Source organism: Rhodococcus sp. G6(2025) (assembly GCF_058628105.1).
On the sequence record NZ_CP179750.1, the window covers coordinates 1,738,949 to 1,760,180 of the forward strand.

Genomic DNA, 21,232 nt, shown 5'->3' on the forward strand with positions numbered 1-21,232 from the left:
CGGTACGGGGAGCGGCGGACGCCCGTCTCCGATTTCACTGCAGCGTTGGATCGATCGGTTCGACGCCGAAGCGTTCGGAGTACTGCTCGTTGAGTTCGCGCCAGCCGTAGTTCATCGCCTCGGCGCCGACGATCGGTCCGATCGGATTGCCGCCGAGTAGGGCCTCGGCGACGTCCAGACACATGTGCCACCCGGCGGCCGTCATCGCCGCGGTTCGCTGGTCGTCGACCGTGTGGCGCAGGGTCAGTCGGGTGCCCGCGTCGGTTTCCTCGATCGTCCAGAGCAGGACGTCGTCACCCCAGGCGTGTTCGAGGGCGTGAGGTGAGTCGGCCCGGGTCACGGTGCCGTCGAGTTCGGTGCGGTTCTGCCCGTCGACCATGATCAGGGTCGCGGGACCGACTGTTCCGAGGTTCCGGTCCGCGGTGTACGGCGCCCACTGTGGAAGTTCGCCGGGGTCCGTGAGCGCGGTCCACAGCGCCGCCGGCGAGTGGGTGAAGTCGCGAACGAAGGTCAGAGCCCATCGGGTGCCGTCGGGTCGTGCTTCGACGTGCCGCAGTGGGCCGGGGCGGTAGTCGCGGCGTGCGTCTGATTCGGTCATGACGGGGTCTCCTTCGATTCGAGGTGCCGCTCGAGCGCATCGAGGTGATTCGCCCACAGCCGGCGGTAGGGCTGCAGCCACGCGTCGAACTCGTCGAACGGTTCGCGGTGCAGGCTGTAGATGCGTTGCTGGGCCGCGGTGCGGCAGGTGACGAATCCGGCCTGCCGCAACACCCGCAGGTGTTTGGACACGGTCGGCTGGGGCAGGGCGAGTTGGTCGACGAGTTCGCCGACGCTGGCGTGGCCGGCCCGCAGCCGTTCGAGGATTCTGCGGCGCTGTGGTTCGGCGACCACGGTGAACACGTCCGGTGCCATGACACGAGTATGCGCCTACGCGTATATACGCGTCAAGGAATATGAATGTCCGGTTGTGGCATGAACGCGATCGCCAGAAGGGACCGGACGAACTCTCGCAGAGCCCGCTCGTCGGACGTGTCCACGATCCCCTCCGTGATGATGAGCGAGCCGATGATGCGGAACGCCCACTCGGAGATGGCGGTGGGGCTCACTCCCGACAGTTGCTCGGGAGCGAAAAGGCGCTCGAAGTGGGGGGTCAGAAGTTGCGCCCCGAGTTCGATCATCGGCTTCGCCTTGATCGTGAACCAGGGGAGCACCACGTCGGGGTCGTCGCGCAATCCCTTCTGTAGCAACCGGTGTCCGCGTGCGTACTGGACGGCGAACACGACGGCGTCGACGAATCGCACCTGGAGTTGGCTCTGCCGTCCCCGCAGCACCGGGTCGAGCACGACGAAGAACCGCGAGATCTCCCGTTGGAAGAGGGCCTCGAGGATGGCGGACTGATCGCCGACGTGTTTGTAGAGCGTGGGCCGGGACAGTCCCGCTCGCTCGGCGATGACCGCGTGAAGCCGGGTGCTGTAACCGAGTTCGATCAGGCATTCCTCGGCCGCGTCGAGGATCCGTTCCCGGAGTTCGCCGGGGGTCGGTGTCGTCGGCTGCGTCCTCACGGCCCTGATTGTGCTGTTCGGGTGTGGTGGGCGCAAACAGAAGCCACAAATGTGAACTCGGGTCACAGATAACCATTGACCTGCGTCACACCCGGGTTTACGTTTTACCTATAAACGGCAACGAGATGGAATCGCGCTCGACGAAGGGATCAGCGATGTCTCAGCGTTCACACACGATCGGTCGGGAGGAAGTCGCCGGCCGGCTCCTCGCAGGCTCCGTCAAGCGTTCGTACGCCCCCGTGGTCGATATCGACTGGGACGCGCCCCTCGAGGACGGCAAGTACTTCCTGCCGCCGCAGGTCCTGTCCCTGTGGGGAACCGAGATGTGGGACCGGATGAGCGAGGCGCAGCGCATCGAGCTGTCCCGGCAGGAATCGGCGAACATCCTCAGTGTCGGAATCTGGTTCGAGAACATCCTCAACCAGGCGCTCCTGCGTGCGCTGCTGCACAACGACCCGAGCTCGCTGCACACCCGATACACGCTCACCGAGATGGGCGACGAGTGCAGGCACATGACGATGTTCGGGCGCGCCATCGAGCAGATGGGCGCCAAGCCCTTCCAGCTCCGGTGGTATCAGGCAGTCGTGGTCAACGTGCTGCCCAAGACATTTCGCGGAACCATGCTCTGGGTGGCCGCGCTGATCGGTGAGGAGATCTTCGACGCCACGCAGCGGCGCGTCCTCGAGGACCCGCAGCTGCAGCCGATGATTTCCCGGCTGATGCGGATCCACGTCACCGAGGAGTCCCGGCACATCCGATTCGCGCGCGAGGGGGTGCGTCGCCGCGTCGCGGAAGGCCACCGGATCGACCGGCTGTGGGTCGGAACGGTGCAGGGGATCGGCGGCCCGCTGTTCCAGCGGCTGTTCACCAACCCGGCCATGTACGAGCGGGCCGGGCTGGATCCGAAAGAGGCACGTCGACAGGCACTGGCAAATCCTCACTTTCGCGAAAATCAACGACGCGGGTTCGAGTCGCTGGCCGCGTTCCTCGAGAAGAACGGGCTGATGCGAGCGACGTCCCGCGCGCTGTGGCGGCGCGGGGGATTCCTGTGACAACCGGAATCACCGAGCCGGACGTCCTCGTCGTCGGCACCGGATTCGCCGGACTGTGCATGGCGATCAAGCTGAAGGAGGCGGGCGAGGAGAACTTCGTCGTTCTCGAGAAGGCCGATCGGGTGGGCGGAACGTGGCGGGAGAACACGTATCCCGGATGTGGTTGCGACGTGATGTCGCTGATGTATTCGTTCTCCTTCGCGCCCAACCGGAAATGGACCCGGATGTACGCGCGGCAACCCGAGATTCTCGACTACATCGAACGGGTGGTCCGCGACTACGATCTGGCACCACACATCCGGTTCGGCTCCGAGGTGATCTCCTACGAGTTCGACGACACCACCGACCGGTGGCGGGTGGAGACCCGGTCGGGTTCCGTCTATCACCCCCGCATCGTGGTCGCCGGTCCGGGACCGCTGCACAAACCCAGCGTCCCGGATTTTCCCGGCCGGGAGTCGTTCTCGGGTGTGGCATTCCATTCCGCCGAGTGGGATCACTCGGTCGACATGAGCGGTAAGCGGGTGGCGGTGATCGGCACCGGAGCGAGTGCCGTGCAGTTCGTCCCGGAGATCGCGAGGACGGCCGCGCACGTCGACGTCTTCCAGCGGACGCCGCACTGGATCCTGCCGAAGCTGGACCGTCCGATCACCGCCGGGGAGAAGGCGGTGTTCAAGGCTGTTCCCGGAGTCCAGAAGGCTTACCGCGGTGCGATCTACTGGAGTCACGAATCGCTGATCGCCGGGTTCCTGCACCCGCGACTGATGACGGTGCTGGAGTCGGCCGCCCGGGGTCTGCTGCGCAGGCAGGTGCGTGATCCCGAACTGCGTGCCACACTGACCCCCGACTACATCATCGGCTGCAAGCGGATTCTGGTGTCCAGCAATTTCTACCCGGCCCTGCAACGCGGGAACGTCGATCTGGTCACTTCGGGTATCTCGGAGGTCACCGAACGCGGGATCCGCACCGAAGACGGAACGATGCACGAGGCGGACGTCATCGTCTACGGCACGGGATTCGCGGTCGGCGACCGGTTCGAGAACGAGCACATCGTGGGACGCCGCGGCCTGACGATCCAGCGGGCCTGGCGCGACGGCATGGAGGCGTACCTGGGCGTCGCGGTCGCGGGGTTCCCGAACTTCTTCCTCATGATGGGGCCGAATTCCGGTGGCGGCAACCAGTCGATCGTCTTCGTCATCGAGGCCCAGGCGCACTACATCACCCGATGCCTGGCGCTGATGAAGAAGCGCGACGCGACCCGGATCGAGGTGCGCGCGGGCGCGCAGCGCGAATTCAACCGGGTGGTCCACCGCAAACTCGCGGGCTCGGTGTGGAATTCGGGTGGTTGCGACAGCTGGTACCTCGATTCCACCGGCCACAATCGGGCGGCGTGGCCCGGGTCGAGCGCATCCTACTGGCGGCACACGCGCACCCCCGACGACCGGCACTTCGAGCTGAGTTCGCTCGCCGAGCGCGAGGACGACACCGAGTACCGCGGGCCCGGCGTGCTCACGTCCGGCGACCTGACCGTGGCCGTCGAGGTCTTCCTGAACGGTCACATCGAACCACTGGACGGCCTCTACCACTGGTACGGCCGCGTCGTCGGCGCCGGCGTCGACGAGGCGAAACGCCGCAACCGCGCCCCGTTGTTCCTCACGATCGGGGACGGTCCCGAAGTGCCCGCGGCGCTCGCCGAGCGCGACCCGTGGGGCCACTATCGGATCGCCGGGGTGGGCACGCCCCCGTTCCCGCTGTCGCCGGTCGAAGTCGAGGTTCCCGTCTCCCGGGCCAAACTCGCCTCGGCGGAATAAGCTTGGTGCTGAGCGTGTATCACACGTCGGACTCGAGCGGGAAGGGTGCTGATGCGCGACGTGCTGGCGGACCTGATGGCGGTGTGGACCGCGGGTGGGACGGCGGGTGTCGGGACGGTGGTCCGCACGTTCCGCTCGGCGCCGCGACCGCCGGGGGCGTCGATGGTCGTGGCGCCCGACGGGAGCGCGTCCGGTTCGGTGTCCGGCGGGTGCGTCGAGGGAGCGGTCTACGAACTCGCATCCGAGGTTTCGGCGTCCGGTACGCCGGTGCTGCAGCGGTACGGGATCAGCGACGAGAACGCGTTCGAGGTGGGTCTCACCTGCGGTGGAATCATCGACATCTTCGTCGAGCCCGTGTCGCGGGACAATTTTCCGGAGCTCGGCGAGATCACCCGGGACATCGACAATCACCTGCCGGTCGCGGTGGCGACCGTCGTGGCGCATCCCGATGCGGCTCGGGTGGGGCGCCGGCTGGTCGTCCGGCCCGAGAGCGTGAGCGGTTCGCTCGGCTCGGACCGGGCCGATTCCGCGGTCACCGACGACGCCAGGGGCCTCCTCGCGGCGGGCGGCAGCACCGTCCTGACGTACGGCACCGACGGTCAGCGACGCGGCGAGGGCATGGAGGTGTTCGTCGCCAGTTACGCGCCGAGGCCGCGCATGCTCGTGTTCGGGGCCATCGACTTCGCCGCCGCGGTGGCCCGGCAGGGTGCTTTCATGGGATACCGGGTGACGGTCTGCGACGCCCGTCCGGTGTTCGCGACACACGCGCGGTTCCCGACGGCCGACGAGGTGGTGGTGGACTGGCCGCACCGGTATCTCGCTGCGCAGGCCGATGCCCAGGCCATCGACGGCCGGACCGTGATCTGCGTACTCACCCACGACCCCAAGTTCGACGTCCCGCTCCTCGAGACGGCGCTGCGCCTCCCGGACGTCGCGTTCATCGGCGCCATGGGCTCCCGCAGAACGGACCTGGACCGGCGTGAACGCCTACGTGAGGCCGGTCTGACCGACACCGAACTCGACCGGCTGTCGAGCCCCATCGGCCTGGACATCGGCGCCCGGACACCCGAGGAGACTGCGGTGTCCATCGCCGCCGAGATCATCGCCCGCCGGTGGGGTGGCACGGGGCGCCCGCTGGCGGAGTCGAGTGGCCGGATCCACCACGAGGAACCCGTCGATTCCTACGTCGACTAGGGCGCTTCACCCGGGGTTGACGGACCACCGGTTCTTGCGCAGGCTGAGAGGATCCACGTTTGTGAGGTAGGTCACAATGCAAGTACCAGGATCCTTCGAATACGAGCGTGCAACGGGCGTCGAGGACGCCATCGCCCTGCTCGACCGGCTGGGCGACGAAGCCCGCCTCGTCGCAGGCGGCCACAGCCTGCTCCCCATGATGAAACTTCGCCTCGCCAATCCCGAGTACCTCATCGACATCAACGACCTCGAGGGTGAACTCGGCTACATCACGACCGAGCGGTCGAGGCTGCGGATCGGTGCGATGACACGGCACCGCCGGCTGCTCGAATCGGACGAACTTGCGGCGGCGTTCCCCCTCTTCCGCGACGCGGAGAAGGTGATCGCCGACCCGGTGGTCCGCAACCGCGGGACCATCGGCGGATCGCTGTGCCAGGCGGATCCGGCCGAGGACCTCACCACTGTCTGCTCTGTTCTCGACGCCACCTGCGTGGTACGTGGGCCCGGCGGACGCCGCGAGATCCCCATGTCCGAGTTCCTCGTCGGGCCGTACGAGACGGCGCTCGCACACAACGAGATGCTCATCGAGATCGTGATACCCGTCCACGGCCACAGCTCCAGCGCGTACGCCAAGGTCGAACGGCGGACCGGGGATTGGGCGGTCACCGCGGCCGGAGCGGCCGTCACGGTGGAGGGCGGCGAGATCGCCCGGGCAGCGGTCGGCCTCACAGCGGTCGACCCGGATCCGTCCGGACTTTCGGATGTCGCCGACTACCTGACCGGACGTCCCCCGTCCGAGGAGGCGTTCGCCCAGGCCGGGCGGATGGCCGCGCAGGCCTGCAAACCCGTCGCCGACGCCCGCGGCACCGTCGACTACAAACGCCATCTCGCATCCGAACTCACGATCCGCACACTCCGTACAGCGGTCGACCGGGTGCTCCGCAGCGACGTGGAGCACGAGCCGACCGGAGAAGAGGCATAGCCATGCAGGTGAACATGACCGTCAACGGTGAGGCAGTGAGCGCCGAGGTGGAACCGCGCATGCTGCTGGTCCATTTCCTCCGCGACCAGCTCGGCCTGACCGGAACCCACTGGGGCTGCGACACCAGCAACTGCGGCACGTGCGTCGTCACCGTGGACGGCGATCCGGTGAAGTCGTGCACGATGCTCGCCGCGATGGCGAGCGGACACGACGTTCGCACGGTCGAGGGCCTCGAACACGACGGCGAACTCGATCCAGTCCAGCAGGGCTTCATGCAGTGCCACGGACTGCAGTGCGGGTTCTGCACCCCCGGCATGATGATGACGGCGCGGGCACTACTCGACCGGGAGGAGAGCCCCGACGAGGCCACCATCCGGGAAGCGATCTCCGGGCAGATCTGCCGCTGCACCGGGTACACCACGATCGTGCGCTCGATCCAGTGGGCTGCCGACCATCGGGCGGGCGAGGCCGCCGAGCCGGAACCGGCAGGCGACTTCGACGCGGACGTGCAGGAGGACAAGACGCGGGGCGCCGAGGGCGCACCGATGACAGTCGAGGAACACGCGACGACTGGAAGTGCATCATGACCACCGTCGAATCCCGCCCGCCGTCTGGCGGCGCGGATATCGTCGACAACGACAAGAAACCCTGCGGCCACGGCCGCATGCTGCGCAAGGAGGACCCCCGCTTCATCCGGGGGCTCGGAAATTACGTCGACGACATCACCCTCCCCGGCATGCTGCACCTGGCGATCCTGCGGTCGCCGGTCGCGCACGCGCGGATCGTGAACATCGATACCACTGCCGCACAGGAACACCCGAAGGTGACGGCAGTGGTGACGGGCGCCGACCTCGCCGCGAAGAACCTCGCCTGGATGCCGACGCTGTCCAACGACGTGCAGGCCGTGCTGGCCACCGACAAGGTGCGATTCCAGGGCCAGGAGGTGGCGTTCGTCATCGCCGAGGACCGTTATTCGGCCCGGGACGCGCTGGAACTGATCGACGTCGAATACGACATGCTCGATCCCGTCGTCGACGCACGCGCCGCGCTCTCGCCCGACGCGCCGGTGATCCGCGACGACCTCGACGGCAAGACGGACAATCACTGCTTCGACTGGGAGACAGGCGATGCCGCCGCGACCGAGGCGGTGTTCGCGAAGGCGGACGTGGTGGTGAAGCAGGAGATCGTCTACCCCAGGGTGCATCCCGCGCCGATGGAGACGTGCGGTGCGATCGCCGACGTCGACAAGGTGTCCGGCAAGCTCACCCTGTACACCACGTCGCAGGCACCGCACGCGCACCGAACGATCTACGCCTTGGTCTCGGGGATCCCAGAGCACAAGATCCGGGTGGTGTCCCCGGACATCGGCGGCGGATTCGGCAACAAGGTCCCGATCTACCCGGGATACGTGTGCGCGATCGTGGCGTCGCTCGTGACGGGCAAACCGGTGAAGTGGATGGAGGATCGCAGCGAGAACCTGATGAGCACGGGCTTCGCCCGCGACTACATCATGGTCGGCGAGATCGCGGCGACCAGCGAGGGCAAGATCCTCGCGATCCGCACGAAGGTACTGGCCGATCACGGTGCGTTCAACGGCACGGCGGCCCCGGTGAAGTATCCGGCCGGTTTCTTCGGCGTCTTCACCGGCAGCTACGACATCGAGGCCGCGCACTGCGCGATGACGGCGGTCTACACGAACAAGGCGCCCGGCGGGGTGGCGTACGCCTGCTCGTTCCGCATCACCGAGGCCGTGTATCTGGTCGAGCGGCTCGTCGACTGCCTGGCGTTCGACCTGAAGATGGATCCGGCGGAGCTGCGGCTGAAGAATCTGCTCAGGCCGGAACAGTTCCCGTACACCAGCAAGACCGGGTGGGTGTACGACTCGGGCGACTACGAGACCACCATGCGCAAGGCCATGGACATGATCGGCTACCAGCAGTTGCGGGAGGAGCAGAAGGAACGCCGCGAACGCGGCGAGCTGATGGGAATCGGCATGTCGTTCTTCACCGAAGCCGTCGGTGCCGGCCCCCGGAAGGACATGGACATCCTCGGCCTGGGCATGGCCGACGGCTGCGAACTGCGCGTCCACCCGACGGGCAAGGCCGTCGTGCGGTTGTCGGTGCAGACCCAGGGTCAGGGTCACGAGACGACGTTTGCGCAGATCGTGGCGGAGGAGCTGGGGATCCCACCGGACGACATCGACGTCGTGCACGGCGACACCGACAACACGCCGTTCGGGCTCGGCACGTACGGCAGCCGGTCGACACCGGTGTCGGGGGCGGCCGCGGCGCTGGTGGCCCGCAAGGTCCGGGACAAGGCGAAGATCATCGCCTCGGGCATGCTCGAGGCCTCGGTCGCGGATCTGGAATGGGAGAAGGGCGAATTCCATGTGAAGGGCGATCCCTCGGCGAAGGTGACCATCCAGGACATCGCGATGCGGGCGCACGGCGCCGGCGACCTGCCGGAGGGAATCGAAGGTGGCCTCGACGCGCAGATCTGTTACAACCCCGAGAATCTGACGTACCCCTACGGCGCGTACTTCTGCGTCGTCGACGTCGATCCCGGCACCGCGGTGGTGAAGGTGCGGCGGTTCCTCGCCGTCGACGACTGCGGCACGCGCATCAACCCGATGATCATCGAGGGGCAGGTCCACGGCGGCATCGTCGACGGCATCGGTATGGCGCTCATGCAGATCATCGAGTTCGACGAGGACGGCAACTGCCTCGGCGGATCACTGATGGACTACCTGATCCCCACCGCGCTCGAGGTCCCGAAGCTCGAGACCGGTTTCACCGTGACCCCGTCGCCGCATCACCCGATCGGCGCGAAGGGCATCGGCGAGTCCGCGACGGTCGGATCGCCCGCGGCCGTGGTGAACGCGGTCGTGGATGCGCTCGCCCCGTTCGGTGTCCGGCACGCCGACATGCCGCTCACCCCGTCCCGGGTGTGGGAGGCCATGCAGGGCCGCGCGACACCCCCGATCTGAATGTCGCCCGTCGGCTGCGAGGAGGCCCGATGGATCTGAAAGAGCGTGCGGCGCAACTGGCGCGCGACCGCAGGCCGTTCGTCCATGCGACCGTGGTGCGGGCGCAGCCGCCCACGTCCAGCCACACCGGCGACGAGGCGATCCTCCTGCAGGACGGGACGATCGAGGGGTTCGTCGGCGGTCAGTGCGCGCAGAATTCGGTACGCATGGCCGCCCTGGGCGCGCTGGCAACCAACGAGAGCGTGTTGCTGCGGGTCCTTCCCGACGGGGCGGTGCAGTTCCCCGAGACTCCGGGCGCGTCCGTCGTGGTGAATCCGTGCCTGTCCGGCGGCGCCATGGAGATCTTCCTGGAGCCGCAACTGCCACCGCCGTTGGTGCGGATCTTCGGCACCACGCCGATCGCGCAGGCGTTGGGGGGCATAGCGGAACTGCTGGGATTCACCGTCGAGCACGACGACGCCGGTTTCGAGCAGTTCTCCGGCACCACGGCGGTGGTGCTCGCCGGTCACGGCGGACCCGAAGCGGAGGTCATCCGTGCGGCGCTCGACGCCGGGGTCGGGTATGTCGGGCTCGTCGCCAGCCGACTACGCGGTGGGGCCATCCTCGACACTCTGGGTCTCACCGAGTCCGAACGGTCGCGGGTACACACCCCCGTCGGTCTCGACATCGGGGCGCGGACGTCGGCGGAGATCGCGGTGTCGATCGCGGCCGAGTTGGTGCAGGAACTGCGGACCGCGGGACTTCGCGCGCCCGAAGATGATTCGACTCGGCGAGCGGCGGTGACCGAGGCGGTCGATCCGGTGTGCGGGATGCGCGTCGTCGTGGGACGGGACACCGCCCACCTACGGCGCGGCGGCGACGATTTCTGGTTCTGCGGGCCGGGTTGCCGGGCATCGTTCGCGCAGGAGAAGGGAGCGGTATGACGGCGGCATTCGAGGACGTGGCGGACGTGGTCCGGCGCTTCGATGCCGAGGACTATCTCCTGGACTTCGGAACCGCGTCGGCTCTGTATCTCGCGGCGGCCCTGCGCCGCCCGCTCCTGCTCGAAGGCGAACCCGGAGTCGGCAAGACCACCGCGGCGAAGGCTCTCGCGACCGTCCTCGGCGCCCCGCTGATCCGGTTGCAGTGCTACGAGGGCCTCACCGCGAACGAAGCCCTCTACGACTGGAACTACCAGCGGCAGTTGCTCACCATCCGACTGGCCGAATCGCGGGGCGACGGCCTGACCGAGGACGACCTGTTCACCGAGGAGTTCCTGCTGGAACGTCCGATCCTCCATTGTGTGAGATACCGAGGACCGACCCCGCCTGTACTGCTGATCGACGAAATAGACCGAGCCGACGACGAGTTCGAGGCACTCCTCCTCGAGTTCCTGGGGGAGGCATCGGTCACCGTTCCGGAACTGGGAACGTTCACGGCCGAACAACACCCCGTCGTCGTGCTGACGTCCAACCGGAGTCGCGACCTCCACGACGCGCTGCGCAGACGATGCCTCTACCACTGGATCGACTATCCGGAGCCGGCGCGGGCGGCCGCCATCGTGCGCCGCACGGTGCCCGTGGCGGCGTCGCCCCTCATCGAGCACGCCACCCGCTTCGTCGGCCGGGCCCGCGAACTCGATCTCGACAAGCCGCCCGGAATCGCCGAGACGATCGACTGGGTGTCCGCACTCGCGGCGCTGGGAGTGGCCGATCTGGTGCGCGACGACGCGATCCAGAGCCTGAGTGCCCTCGCGAAGACCCCGGACGACCGCACAATAGTTCAGGACGCATTCACCGACTACGCGCACGGCCTGGCCACCGGATGAGAGGCAACTGCCATGAAGATCGCCAACGAGTTCACCGTCAGCGCCCCGATCGAGCAGGCCTGGGAGGTGCTCAGCGACCTCGAGGAGGTTGCTCCCCTGCTCCCCGGAGCTCAGATGACAGGGCGGGAGGGTGACGATTACCTGGGGAAGGTGAAGGTCAAGGTCGGCCCGGTGACCAGCGAGTTCAAAGGCAAGGCCGCCTTCGTCGAGCGTGACCCGAAGGAGCATCGCGCCGTGATCGATGCCCGCGGGAGGGACTCGCGCGGGTCCGGCAACGCGTCAGCGACGATCATCGCCCAGTTGCACGAGGTCGGCGACCGCACCCGCGTCACCGTGGACACCGACATGAAGATCGTCGGCAAACTCGCGCAGTTCGGTAGCGGAATGATCCAGCAGGTGTCGGAGAAACTCATGGGGCAGTTCGCGGAGTCGCTGGAAGCGAAGCTCGCCGGGGGACCCGCCGACCAGCCCACGGCCGAGCCCGAGGCGGCCGGCACCACGAACCTTTCCGTGGCCCGGCCTGCCGCCGAACCGGCGCCGCTGGACCTGCTGGCGCTGTCCGGTGCGGGTGCGTGGAAACGGTACGCCCCGATCCTCGCTGCCATCCTCGCCGGGATCGTGGTCGTCCTCGTGGTGGGCCGCCGCAGGCGATGAGCGCGTCGGGCGTCCTGCGGGGCGTCGATCTCGCGGCGTTCGCGGTGGCACTCGTCGCCCGGTTGCGCTCACGTGGTGTCGTCGTCTCGGCGAGTGGCCCCGCGGTGTTCGTGCAGGCACTTCATCTGTCGCCGCCGGCTTCGCGGTCGCGGCTGTACTGGTCGGCGCGTCTGACGCTGGTCAACCGCGTCGACGACCTCGCGTCGTTCGACGCGGTGTTCTCCGCGGTCTTCGAGGACGCCGTGCTGTCCGTGGATCCGCACGCGCGACGCGGCGCTGCGGGACGAGAGACCGCCCTCGCCGGTGTCCGAGACGGTCGCGACCGGCCCGGTGAGGCGCAGGACGTCGAGGGCGTGCCGTGGATGACACGACCGATGATGACCGGCGGCGACGACAGCGGCGAGGACGACATTCACGACGCGCTCACCGCCGTGCCGGACACCCTGCCCAGCAGGCTCGTGGCCCGCGCCGACGAACCCTTCGCCCGATTCGACGCCGGCGACCTCCGGCTCCTCGGGTCCTGGCTGGAGCAGGCCACCGCCGCGTGGCCGTCCCGCCGCACCCGACGTCGCGAAGTGCATCGCCGCGGCCGGCGTATCGACCTGCGCGCCACCATGAACCAGTCGAGGGCCACGGGCTGGGAGCCGGTGGTCCTCGCGCGCAGCCGTCCGCGGAGCCGTCCGCGGCGCATCGTGATGCTGTGCGACGTGAGCCGGTCGATGCAGCCGTACGCCGCGATCTATCTCCATCTGATGCGGGCGGCGGTGCAACGACAGACCGCGGGCAGGCCGGAGGTGTTCGCGTTCTCCACGTCGCTGACGAGGCTCACGCCCGTGCTCGCCCACCACAGCGCCGAGACCGCGGTCCGTAAGGCGAACGACAAGGTGGTCGACAGATTCGGTGGCACCCACATCGCGGGCAGCGTGAGCGAACTGCTGGCGTCCCCGCACGGCAACGCGCTGCGCGGCGCAGTCGTGGTCATCGCGTCCGACGGCTGGGACAGCGACGACCCGACTCGCCTGGCGCAGGCCCTCACCCGGGTCCGGCGCCGCGCCCATCGACTGGTGTGGCTCAACCCCCGCGCCGGTGATCCCGACTTCCGGCCGCTCGCCGGATCGATGGCGGCCGCGCTGCCCCTCTGCGATGCTTTCCTCCCCGCGCATTCCGTGTCGGCGCTCCGCGACGTGCTGGACGTGATCAGCCGGATGGGATAGCGGGTGCGCGATTTCCACCCCCAGGGTGCCTGGCCGCCGTCATGTGTTTCGCCGAAGCTCTATGGACGGTGCACACCGTTCTTCAGCTCACAGGAGGAACCCACATGTCGACTTCCAGAACTTCCGCCAGAATCGTGGCTGCCATCGGGGCGGCCCTCGCAGCCCTCTCGATCTCACTGGTGGGGACGGCCGAAATCGCCGGCGCCAGACCATGTCAGAACGATTGTCACGCACCGGTTCCCAAGCCGCCGGTCGACGGCTGCCAACTCTGCAATCCCAACCCACCACCGCCTCCGCCGCCACCGCCCCCGCCGCCACGGTAGGGAAGAGTCCGGCATGCCAGACACGCGCCTCGGCCGCACGGTCGGGGCGCGTGTCGCTTTGTGGGGACGCCCTCGGTCAGTTGTCCGCGATCAGTCCTCCGCGCCACCGGGATCCGATTCGCCTTCGGCCTCGTCGCGGTCGGCCCACTCGAGCAGCGGTTCGAGCGAGAACACGGCGTCGTCGATTCCGGCATGCAGGTCACCGAGTTTCGCGAAGCGGTCGGGGACGGTGGCGATCGTGAACTCGTGGGGGTCCACGTCGTCGATCTCGTCCCACGTCACCGGTGTGGACACGGTCGCGTCGGGCACACCCCGCACCGAGTACGCGCTGGCGATGGTGTGATCGCGGGCGTTCTGGTTGTAGTCGACGAACAGCTTGCGCGGATCCCGGTCCTTCCGCCACCAGGTGGTGGTGACGTCCTGCGGGGCCCGGCGCTCCACCTCGCGGGCGAAGGCCAGCGCGGCCCGCCGGACATCGCCGAAACTCCAGTCGGGCCGGATCCGGACGTAGACGTGCATGCCGCTTCCGCCGGACGTCTTCGGCCAGCCCGTCGCACCCAGTTCGTCGAGCACCTCGTGCACCACCCCGGCCACGCGCCGCACCGTATCGAAACCGCACTCGGGCATCGGATCGAGATCGATCCGCCACTCGTCGGGGCGTTCGACGTCCGCGCGGCGTGAATTCCACGGATGGAACTCGACCGTGGACATCTGCACCGCCCAGATCACGTCCGCCGGGTGCGTCACGCACAGTTCGTCGGCGTGACGGTTGTACCGCGGAAACGTCACCCGCACCGTCTGGACCCAGTCCGGTGCACCGTGCGGCAACCGTTTCTGGTGCACCTTCTCGCCGCTCAGGCCGTCCGGAAAGCGGTGCATCATGCAGGGACGTTCGCGCAGGGCGCGGACGATCCCGTCGCCGACGCTCAGGTAGTAATTCGCGAGGTCGAGCTTCGTGGCACCGGTGGCGGGGAAGTAGACGCGTTCCGGGTGCGAGATCCGCACGGTCCGGTCGCCGACCTCCAGTTCGACAGCGGGAGCCTTGCTCTTGCCGGTCGCCATGCAGTCAACCTAACCCGCACTCGATCCCTCCCGCGCTGTTTGCAGACGGTTTCGCCGGAATCCCAGGCAAATTGCGTGTGAAGCTGGCAAATGTCCGTGCGTCTGTGGGGCGGGGTCAGAAGCCGGGCGCCCGGCCGCCGTTCCACAGTTGTTCGGTGACGTCGTGGAAGCAGACGAGGGTCACCGGATCGTCCTGCCGGCGGAGGATGGGCCGGCTGACGAGTGCGCGCACTCGGGATCCGTCCTGATGTGCGAGGTCGACGAGTGTGGTGGCGGACTCGCGGAGGTGCTCGACCGCGCCGGCACCCGTCGGTGCGTCGTCCAGATCGAGGAGTTCGGACACCGGACGTCCGCGCAGTGACGAGACGGGATGACCCAGCATCTCCTCGAAAGCACTGTTCGCGTGGACGACGGTGCCGTCGCTCTCGACCGCCAGGACGGGAACCGGAAGGCGTTCGAGCAGGACGAGGGCGGGTAGCTGCTCGAGGTAGCCCAAGGGAGTTTCCGGGGTCGGGCGACGTCTCTCCTCATGCTCTGCCTGTGCGCTCACAGCCCTATACTCTCACCGATTCCGACCGCTCGTCCCGTTGTCGTCGTAGACGGCGGTTCAGCGGTGTGCGGACTCGACCATCGGTTCGGTCGCGAGGATCCGTCCGTCGCCGCCGACGATGGTCAGGGCGGACGGGGTGAGCCGGTACTGGGTGCCGCCGTCGCCGGTGGCCACGAAGCCGGAACCGCTCGAGATCGGGTCGTCGACGGAGATGGCGGCGCCGTCGCTGATGCGCACGCCCTGGTAGTAATAGCGCCCCACTCCGGTCTCGCAGACCACGACGAGAGACTTCGTGGTGCGACCGACGAACACCGCCGGGTTGGTGTAGTTGCACCGTGCATCGGACGGGGGCAGGAAACCCTGCCCGTCGGCGCCCGACACCTCGCCGGCGATCGGCGGTGGGGGAGCCGTCGTCGTTCTGGGTGTCGTCACGGCAGGCGGGACCGTCGTCGGCGCCGCCGACGTGACGGGTACGTCCTCCGTGGCCGGGATGCGGACCCGACTGCTGGTGGCGGCGGCGTCAGTGGACGCGTCCGGGGTGTTCCGATCCAGCACGAGCCATCCGACCACCCCGCCGAGTGCCAGCAGCGCGATCACCAGCACGGTGACGATCACCGGCACGGCCACCGACCGTCGAGCCGGCGGCGGGGCGGCGTAGGGAGTCGCGGGGTAGTACAGCGCCGCCGGGGGCGGCGCGGGCGGCCCGCTGTGGAACGCGGTCGGCGGGTAGACGGGGGGACGGCCGCGGTCGTCGACGCGCGTCGGTTCGGACCGCATGCCCGGCGAGGGTTCCGGGCGGGTCACGATGTCGGTTTCGGTCTTCCGCTCGCGAGCGGTCAACGCGGACCGGGCGGCAGCCGCGAAGCCGCGGGCCGTCGGGTACCGATCACGGGGGTCCTTGGCCAGACCTCGGGCGATCACCTCGTCGAACGTGGCGGGCACGTCGGGTCGAATCGAGCTGGGGCTGGGCACCGGCGTCGTGAGGTGGGCGCGGATCGCGCTGCTGATGCTGGTGGACGGGAACGGGATGGACCCGGTGAGGCATTCGTAGAGGACACATGCCAGCGAGTAGACGTCCGCGCGCGCATCGACCGGCGCATTGTCGAACCGCTCGGGCGCCATGTACGCGTAGGAGCCGACAGCGCTGCCGAGGGTGGTGAGGCGGAGGTCGGAACTCGAGTGTGCGATACCGAAGTCGACGAGGTACGCGAACTCACCCGCCGTGACGAGAATGTTCTCCGGCTTGACGTCGCGGTGGATGAGACCGTCGGTGTGCGCGGCGTCGAGTGCCGCCGCGATCTGGTCGACGATCGCGACCGCGTGTGCGGGACCCATCGGGCCCCGTGTGCGGAGCAGCGAACGCAGGTCCTGTCCCACGACCAGGCGCATGTCGATGTAGAGCACGCCGTCGATTTCGCCCCAGTCGTGAATCGGAATGACGTGCGGCTCCTGCAACCGGGCCGCGGCATGCGATTCGCGACGAAACCGCTGCTGATAGGTGGGGTCTTTCGCGAGGTCCACGTCGAGGATCTTGAGGGCGACGGTGCGATCCTTGGTGGTGTCGTACGCCTCGTACACCTCACCCATTCCACCTCGGCCGAGCAGCGCCCTGAGATGGTATTGCCCGAACTGCGAGCCGACCCGTGTACCTGCCGCCATTGCCGTTTCCCCTCGAAGCCGGAAACAGCACGATACACGCAGGTGTCGCGCTGTCCGGTCCGGGGTGACGAATTCGATTCCCGCAGTGAGGGATCTGGGCTCAGTCGAGCACGGCCAGCTCGGGGACGGGGACGACGAATCTGCCACCCCAGTCGCGGATGTACGACATGTCCCGAATCACCTCGTCCCGCAGGTTCCACGGGAGGATCAGCAGGTAGTCGGGGCGGGTGTCGCGGATGTGGTCGGGCGCGTGGATGGGAAGGTGGGTTCCCGGCAGGAACCTGCCCTGCTTGTGGGGGCTCCGGTCGACGGTGTAGTCGAGCAGGTCGTCTCGGATCCCGCAGTAGTTGAGCAGGGTGTTGCCCTTGGCCGGCGCGCCGTAGGCGGCCGTCGACAGTCCGCGGTTGCGTGCATCGACAAGGAATTCGAGCAACGCTCGTTTGGTGCGCTTCACTCGCTCCGGGAACGCGGTGTAACCCTCCGGAAGGTGGAGGCCGGCGGCCTGTTCGAGTTCGCCCAGCTCCCGCAGTCGCCGGGACGTGATGTGACGGGGATACTCGGCGTGACAGGCGTAGATCCGCAGGGAACCGCCGTGGGTGGGGAGTTGTTCGACGTCGAACAGCCGCAGGCCGTGGGCCGCGAACACGCGTGTGACGGTCAGCAGCGAGAAGTAGGAGAAGTGCTCATGGTAGATCGTGTCGAACTGGTTGTGTTCGATCAGCTGGAGTAAGTGAGGGAATTCCATGGTGATCACGCCGTCCGCCGCGAGCACGGTCGCCATTCCGGCGACGAAGTCGTTCAGGTCGGGAACGTGCGCCAGGACGTTGTTGCCGATCAGGAGGTCTGCCTGAATGTCCTCCCCGACGAGTTTGCTCGCCATCGAGGTTCCGAAAAACCCTATCCGGGTGTCGATCCCGCGTCGTATGGCGACCTCGGCCACGTTCTCGGCCGGCTCGATGCCGAGTGACGGGATACCGGACTCCACGAAGTACTGGAGCAGATACCCGTCGTTGCTGGCGATCTCGACGACCTGCTTCGAACTGTCGAGGTGGAACCGTGCCGTCGTGTCCCGGACATACGCATGGGCATGATCGAGCCAGCTCTGCGAATACGACGAGAAGTAGAGGTAGTCGGTGAAGATGAACTCGGCCGATTCGAACTCGGCGAGTTGGACGAGAAGGCACTTCGAGCACACGTACGCATGCAACGGGTAGAACACTTCTCGTCGATCCAGTTGATCGGCGGCGAGGTACGAGTTGGCGAGTGGCGACATCCCGAGGTCGCAGAACGACTGCTCCAGAGGAGTACCGCAATGCCTACAGGGAGTACTCATGATCGTCCCCCTCGCAGCCCAGTCCGTCGTTCCAGATCTTCCAGGGTGCCTTGTCGTTGTCCCAGAGTTCGTTGAGGTAGATCTTGTCCCACAACGTGTCCATACCGCGCCAGAAACCGGGGTGCTGGTACGCGGAGAGTTCACCGTCGGATGAAAGGCGCTCCAGCGGGGCACCTTCGAAGACGGTGTCGTCGCCGTCGATGTAGTCGAGGACGGACGGGTGGGCCACGAAGAATCCGCCGTTGACCCAGCCGCTGCTGCCGCGGGGCTTCTCCTCGAACTGCACCCGGTCTTCCTCCATCAGGAGTGCGCCGTAGCGGCCGGGCGGTTGCACCGCGGTGACCGTCGCGATCGAACCGGACTCCCGATGGAACTCGGCGACCCGGCGAATGTCCACGTCGGTGACGCCGTCGCCGTACGTGAACGAGAAGACGTCGTCGCCGATGTGCTCTTTGGCCCGCAGCAGGCGTCCACCGGTCATGGTGGAGGCGCCCGTGTCGAGCAGCGTGACGGTCCACGGCTCGGTCTTGGACGAGAGCGTCTTGGTCGTGTCGGTGGCCAGATCGATCGTCACGTCGGACATGTGCAGGAAGTAGTTGGCGAAGTACTCCTTGATCATGTAGCCCTTGTAACCGAGCAGGATGATGAATTCGGTGACGCCGGCTTCGCCGTAGATCTTCATGATGTGCCAGAGGATCGGTCGCCCACCGATCTCGACCATGGGCTTGGGCCGACTCTGCGACTCCTCGCTGATTCGAGTGCCGCGTCCACCGGCGAGAATGACGGCCTTCATGACAGTTCCTTACGTGGTCGAAGAATGGTGTGTAGTACGTCGCACACCCGGTCGACCTGCGCTTCGGTCAGCATGAGCGCCGAAGGCAGATTGATCGAGCGCGACGCGATGTCGTAGGCGGTCTTGTTTCGACGCGCCGCTGTCACCGCGGTGTGGTATCCCGCGAACGCGGGCAGTGAACTCAGGGGCGGCAGGAAGGGGCGGGTGTCCACCGAATGCAGATCGAACAGCTCCATCATCCGGCGGGCACGCAGCCGGTAGTCCGGGTGGAGAACGGCGGTGACCATCCAGAACGTGTTGGTGAGCCCGTCCCGCCGGTGATTCAGCTCCAGGCCGGGAACGTCCGCGAGACGCTCCTCGTACCACGCGAAGATCTGCTGCTTCTTGTCCAGGAGTTCGTCGATGCGGGCCAGCTGGGCCCGGCCGAACGCGGCCTGCAAACTGCTCATCCGGTATTTGAAACCCAGCTCCTCGGTGGTGAAGAACCGGTGGTCCGCCGGTGTGCGACCGTGGTCCCGTAACCGCTGGATCCGTTCCGCGAGGTCGCTCCGATCCGTTACGACCATTCCACCCTCACCGGTCGTCAACGTTTTCGTGCCGTGGAAGCTGAAGGTTCCGATGTCGCCCAGCGTGCCGGCGAGTCGCCCGTCCAGCTTGCCGCCGATGGCCTGGGCTGCGTCCTCGATGATCGGAATGCCGGCCGCGACGGACCGGACGTCCGCCATGTCCGGTATGCCGCCGTACAGGTCGACGGTGACGATGGCCGCGGTCCGGGAGCTGATGCACCTCGCGAGCGATTCGGGCGACAGGCACCAGGTGTCGGCGTCGATATCGGCGAAGACGGGGGTCGCGCCGACATAGGTGACGGGGGCTGCCGTCGCCACCCACGTCGATTCCGGCACGATCACCTCATCGCCCGGTCCCAGGCCGAGGGCGAGCATCGCGAGATGCAACGCGGAGGTGCAGTGCGGCACGGCCGCTGCGAAGTCGGTGCCGAGGTAGTCGGCGAACTCGGTCTCGAAGAGGCCGACCGATTCGCCGGCGTGGGTGTACCAGTCGTTCGCTGCGGCCTCGGCGACGTACCGGACCTCGAGGTCGGTCACCCACGGCCCGGCAACGGGAATACGGTCCCGCTCGCGCAGGGCCGCTCGCTCCTCGACATCCGGGACCGTCTTCGGCTCGATCATGTTGCCACCCAGCGCAGATCGCAGTCGAGTCGGCCTCGGTCGAGGTGCTGCTGGATGGTCCTCAGCCGGAAGAACCGTGGTCCTTCGAAGTGCTCCGCGGTCATGCCGCCGTCGGAATACGCCACCAACAACTCCTCGATTCCCTGGCGCAGGGTCCACTGGGGCCGGTAACCCGGCAGCTCCCTCTCGATCTTGGAGAAGTCGACGCGGTAGTCGCGGATGTCGGCCGTGGCACCCTCGGAATGTCCGACGACGCAATCGGGCACGACATCGGCGACGAGTCGCGCGATGTCGAGCACCTGATAGTTCTCGCCGACCCGTCCGACGTTGAAAGCCTGATCGTGGACGACCTGTCTCGGCGCTGCGAGCACCTGTGCGAATGCGTGCGCGATGTCGAGGACATGGACGAGAGGCCGCCACGGCGTGCCGTCGCTCTGCAGCAGTACCTTGCCCGTGGTCACCGCGTGCCCGAGTAGGTTGTTGACGACGACGTCCGCACGCAGTCGCCGTGAGAAGCCGTACGCCGTGGCGTTCCGCAGGTACACCGGCGAGAAGTCGTCGTCCGCGAGCCGGGACAATTCCTGCTCGACTCGCACCTTCGATTCCCCGTACGGTGTCACGGGGTTGAACGCCGCCCCCTCGTCCAATTCGAGATCACTGCCCGCGCCGTACAGGCTGCACGAGGACGAGAACACGAACCGGCCGACGCCCGCCGCCTTGGCCGCCTTCGCGAGCCGGACGGATGCGGCGAGGTTGATGTCGTACGTCAGGTGCGGATCGATGTCGGACAGTGGATCGTTCGACAGGGCGGCGAGGTGGACGACGGCATCGAATCCTTCGAGGTCCGCCGGGGTGACGTCCCGGACGTCGAGATCCAGCGTCGGCACCGGATCGGGAGGCGCGAGGAAGTCGCAACCGTCGAAGTAGCCAGTGTCGAGGCCGACGACCTCGTGTCCGAGGAGGACGAGCAGCGGAGTCATCTCGGCGCCCAGGTAACCCAGGTGTCCGGTGACCAGAATTCTCATGGGTGATGATGTGCTGTCGGTCATTCCACCGGCTCCTCGAT

At 67.4% G+C, this 21,232-nt stretch carries 20 protein-coding genes; 10 read left to right on the forward strand and 10 right to left on the reverse strand.

What is annotated here, in order from left to right; all coding sequences use genetic code 11:
• Window positions 1–34: 34 nt before the first annotated feature.
• The 3 genes from ACLIVD_RS07995 to ACLIVD_RS08005 are packed head-to-tail and all read right to left on the reverse strand — an operon-like array spanning window position 35 to window position 1,562.
• Window positions 35–598 (reverse strand): SRPBCC family protein, encoded by a 564-nt coding sequence (locus tag ACLIVD_RS07995; protein WP_280780663.1) that lies wholly within the window; start codon window positions 596–598, stop codon window positions 35–37.
• Window positions 595–912, reverse strand: coding sequence for an ArsR/SmtB family transcription factor (locus tag ACLIVD_RS08000; protein ID WP_009478258.1), 318 nt, complete (start codon window positions 910–912; stop codon window positions 595–597). The genes ACLIVD_RS07995 and ACLIVD_RS08000 overlap by 4 nt, the downstream gene beginning before the upstream one ends.
• A 32-nt stretch (window positions 913–944) precedes the next feature.
• Complete coding sequence (locus ACLIVD_RS08005) at window positions 945–1,562, reverse strand: TetR/AcrR family transcriptional regulator (protein ID WP_280780664.1); 618 nt, start codon at window positions 1,560–1,562, stop codon at window positions 945–947.
• A gap of 125 nt (window positions 1,563–1,687) precedes the next feature.
• Between ACLIVD_RS08005 and ACLIVD_RS08010 the strand changes: the two genes are divergently transcribed.
• The 10 genes from ACLIVD_RS08010 (at window position 1,688) to ACLIVD_RS08055 (ending at window position 13,259) form a co-directional block, all read left to right on the forward strand.
• Window positions 1,688–2,614 (forward strand): AurF N-oxygenase family protein, encoded by a 927-nt coding sequence (locus ACLIVD_RS08010; protein WP_491932224.1) that lies wholly within the window; start codon window positions 1,688–1,690, stop codon window positions 2,612–2,614.
• Window positions 2,611–4,422, forward strand: coding sequence for a DUF4873 domain-containing protein (locus ACLIVD_RS08015; RefSeq protein ID WP_491932225.1), 1,812 nt, complete (start codon window positions 2,611–2,613; stop codon window positions 4,420–4,422). The genes ACLIVD_RS08010 and ACLIVD_RS08015 overlap by 4 nt, the downstream gene beginning before the upstream one ends.
• 51 nt (window positions 4,423–4,473) lie before the next feature.
• Window positions 4,474–5,616, forward strand: coding sequence for an XdhC family protein (locus ACLIVD_RS08020; protein ID WP_283330905.1), 1,143 nt, complete (start codon window positions 4,474–4,476; stop codon window positions 5,614–5,616).
• A gap of 76 nt (window positions 5,617–5,692) precedes the next feature.
• Complete coding sequence (locus tag ACLIVD_RS08025; protein ID WP_317570015.1) at window positions 5,693–6,598, forward strand: FAD binding domain-containing protein; 906 nt, start codon at window positions 5,693–5,695, stop codon at window positions 6,596–6,598.
• A 2-nt stretch (window positions 6,599–6,600) separates the two neighbouring features.
• Window positions 6,601–7,185, forward strand: coding sequence for a (2Fe-2S)-binding protein (locus tag ACLIVD_RS08030; RefSeq protein ID WP_105417316.1), 585 nt, complete (start codon window positions 6,601–6,603; stop codon window positions 7,183–7,185).
• Window positions 7,182–9,584: an aerobic carbon-monoxide dehydrogenase large subunit gene (locus ACLIVD_RS08035; RefSeq protein WP_491932227.1), complete on the forward strand. Its 2,403-nt coding sequence runs from the start codon at window positions 7,182–7,184 to the stop codon at window positions 9,582–9,584. The genes ACLIVD_RS08030 and ACLIVD_RS08035 overlap by 4 nt, the downstream gene beginning before the upstream one ends.
• A 29-nt stretch (window positions 9,585–9,613) precedes the next feature.
• Window positions 9,614–10,507 carry an XdhC family protein gene (locus ACLIVD_RS08040; protein WP_491932228.1) on the forward strand — a complete coding sequence of 298 codons (894 nt, stop codon included), beginning with the start codon at window positions 9,614–9,616 and terminating at the stop codon, window positions 10,505–10,507.
• Window positions 10,504–11,391 (forward strand): AAA family ATPase, encoded by an 888-nt coding sequence (locus tag ACLIVD_RS08045; protein WP_255968770.1) that lies wholly within the window; start codon window positions 10,504–10,506, stop codon window positions 11,389–11,391. Before ACLIVD_RS08040 ends, ACLIVD_RS08045 begins: the two co-directional genes overlap by 4 nt.
• Before the next feature lie 12 nt (window positions 11,392–11,403).
• Entirely contained in the window at window positions 11,404–12,045 is a 642-nt protein-coding gene (locus ACLIVD_RS08050; RefSeq protein WP_105417324.1) for an SRPBCC family protein, read from the forward strand.
• Complete coding sequence (locus ACLIVD_RS08055) at window positions 12,042–13,259, forward strand: vWA domain-containing protein (protein ID WP_283351649.1); 1,218 nt, start codon at window positions 12,042–12,044, stop codon at window positions 13,257–13,259. The genes ACLIVD_RS08050 and ACLIVD_RS08055 overlap by 4 nt, the downstream gene beginning before the upstream one ends.
• A gap of 413 nt (window positions 13,260–13,672) precedes the next feature.
• On the opposite strand, the gene ligD is transcribed toward ACLIVD_RS08055, so the two are convergent.
• From ligD to ACLIVD_RS08090, 7 genes are all read right to left on the reverse strand, one after another.
• Entirely contained in the window at window positions 13,673–14,644 is a 972-nt protein-coding gene (gene ligD / locus ACLIVD_RS08060) for a non-homologous end-joining DNA ligase (RefSeq protein ID WP_105417328.1), read from the reverse strand.
• A gap of 115 nt (window positions 14,645–14,759) precedes the next feature.
• Window positions 14,760–15,194, reverse strand: a complete 435-nt coding sequence (locus tag ACLIVD_RS08065) for a PAS domain-containing protein (protein WP_283351650.1) — start codon at window positions 15,192–15,194, stop codon at window positions 14,760–14,762.
• A gap of 57 nt (window positions 15,195–15,251) precedes the next feature.
• Complete coding sequence (locus ACLIVD_RS08070; RefSeq protein ID WP_491932229.1) at window positions 15,252–16,853, reverse strand: serine/threonine-protein kinase; 1,602 nt, start codon at window positions 16,851–16,853, stop codon at window positions 15,252–15,254.
• 100 nt (window positions 16,854–16,953) lie between these two features.
• Window positions 16,954–18,186 carry a class I SAM-dependent methyltransferase gene (locus ACLIVD_RS08075; protein WP_283330914.1) on the reverse strand — a complete coding sequence of 411 codons (1,233 nt, stop codon included), beginning with the start codon at window positions 18,184–18,186 and terminating at the stop codon, window positions 16,954–16,956.
• Entirely contained in the window at window positions 18,170–18,979 is an 810-nt protein-coding gene (rfbF, locus tag ACLIVD_RS08080) for a glucose-1-phosphate cytidylyltransferase (RefSeq protein ID WP_283330915.1), read from the reverse strand. The genes ACLIVD_RS08075 and rfbF overlap by 17 nt, the downstream gene beginning before the upstream one ends.
• The gene (locus ACLIVD_RS08085) at window positions 18,976–20,166 is read right to left on the reverse strand and encodes a DegT/DnrJ/EryC1/StrS family aminotransferase (protein ID WP_491932230.1); all 1,191 of its coding nucleotides are present in this window, start codon (window positions 20,164–20,166) and stop codon (window positions 18,976–18,978) included. The genes rfbF and ACLIVD_RS08085 overlap by 4 nt, the downstream gene beginning before the upstream one ends.
• Window positions 20,163–21,215 (reverse strand): NAD-dependent epimerase/dehydratase family protein, encoded by a 1,053-nt coding sequence (locus ACLIVD_RS08090; protein WP_418341469.1) that lies wholly within the window; start codon window positions 21,213–21,215, stop codon window positions 20,163–20,165. Before ACLIVD_RS08090 ends, ACLIVD_RS08085 begins: the two co-directional genes overlap by 4 nt.
• Window positions 21,216–21,232 lie beyond the last annotated feature (17 nt).

Bases quoted from the DNA above. Each gene is read 5' to 3' on its own strand.
- ACLIVD_RS07995 (WP_280780663.1), bottom strand. From the start codon at position 598: ATGACCGAATCAGACGCACGCCGCGACTACCGCCCCGGCCCACTGCGG.
- ACLIVD_RS08000 (WP_009478258.1), bottom strand. From the start codon at position 912: ATGGCACCGGACGTGTTCACCGTGGTCGCCGAACCACAGCGCCGCAGA.
- ACLIVD_RS08010 (WP_491932224.1), top strand. From the start codon at position 1,688: ATGGAATCGCGCTCGACGAAGGGATCAGCGATGTCTCAGCGTTCACAC.
- ACLIVD_RS08020 (WP_283330905.1), top strand. From the start codon at position 4,474: ATGCGCGACGTGCTGGCGGACCTGATGGCGGTGTGGACCGCGGGTGGG.
- ACLIVD_RS08025 (WP_317570015.1), top strand. From the start codon at position 5,693: ATGCAAGTACCAGGATCCTTCGAATACGAGCGTGCAACGGGCGTCGAG.
- ACLIVD_RS08030 (WP_105417316.1), top strand. From the start codon at position 6,601: ATGCAGGTGAACATGACCGTCAACGGTGAGGCAGTGAGCGCCGAGGTG.
- ACLIVD_RS08035 (WP_491932227.1), top strand. From the start codon at position 7,182: ATGACCACCGTCGAATCCCGCCCGCCGTCTGGCGGCGCGGATATCGTC.
- ACLIVD_RS08040 (WP_491932228.1), top strand. From the start codon at position 9,614: ATGGATCTGAAAGAGCGTGCGGCGCAACTGGCGCGCGACCGCAGGCCG.
- ACLIVD_RS08045 (WP_255968770.1), top strand. From the start codon at position 10,504: ATGACGGCGGCATTCGAGGACGTGGCGGACGTGGTCCGGCGCTTCGAT.
- ACLIVD_RS08050 (WP_105417324.1), top strand. From the start codon at position 11,404: ATGAAGATCGCCAACGAGTTCACCGTCAGCGCCCCGATCGAGCAGGCC.
- ACLIVD_RS08055 (WP_283351649.1), top strand. From the start codon at position 12,042: ATGAGCGCGTCGGGCGTCCTGCGGGGCGTCGATCTCGCGGCGTTCGCG.
- ligD (WP_105417328.1), bottom strand. From the start codon at position 14,644: ATGGCGACCGGCAAGAGCAAGGCTCCCGCTGTCGAACTGGAGGTCGGC.
- ACLIVD_RS08070 (WP_491932229.1), bottom strand. From the start codon at position 16,853: ATGGCGGCAGGTACACGGGTCGGCTCGCAGTTCGGGCAATACCATCTC.
- ACLIVD_RS08075 (WP_283330914.1), bottom strand. From the start codon at position 18,186: ATGAGTACTCCCTGTAGGCATTGCGGTACTCCTCTGGAGCAGTCGTTC.
- rfbF (WP_283330915.1), bottom strand. From the start codon at position 18,979: ATGAAGGCCGTCATTCTCGCCGGTGGACGCGGCACTCGAATCAGCGAG.
- ACLIVD_RS08085 (WP_491932230.1), bottom strand. From the start codon at position 20,166: ATGATCGAGCCGAAGACGGTCCCGGATGTCGAGGAGCGAGCGGCCCTG.
- ACLIVD_RS08090 (WP_418341469.1), bottom strand. From the start codon at position 21,215: ATGACCGACAGCACATCATCACCCATGAGAATTCTGGTCACCGGACAC.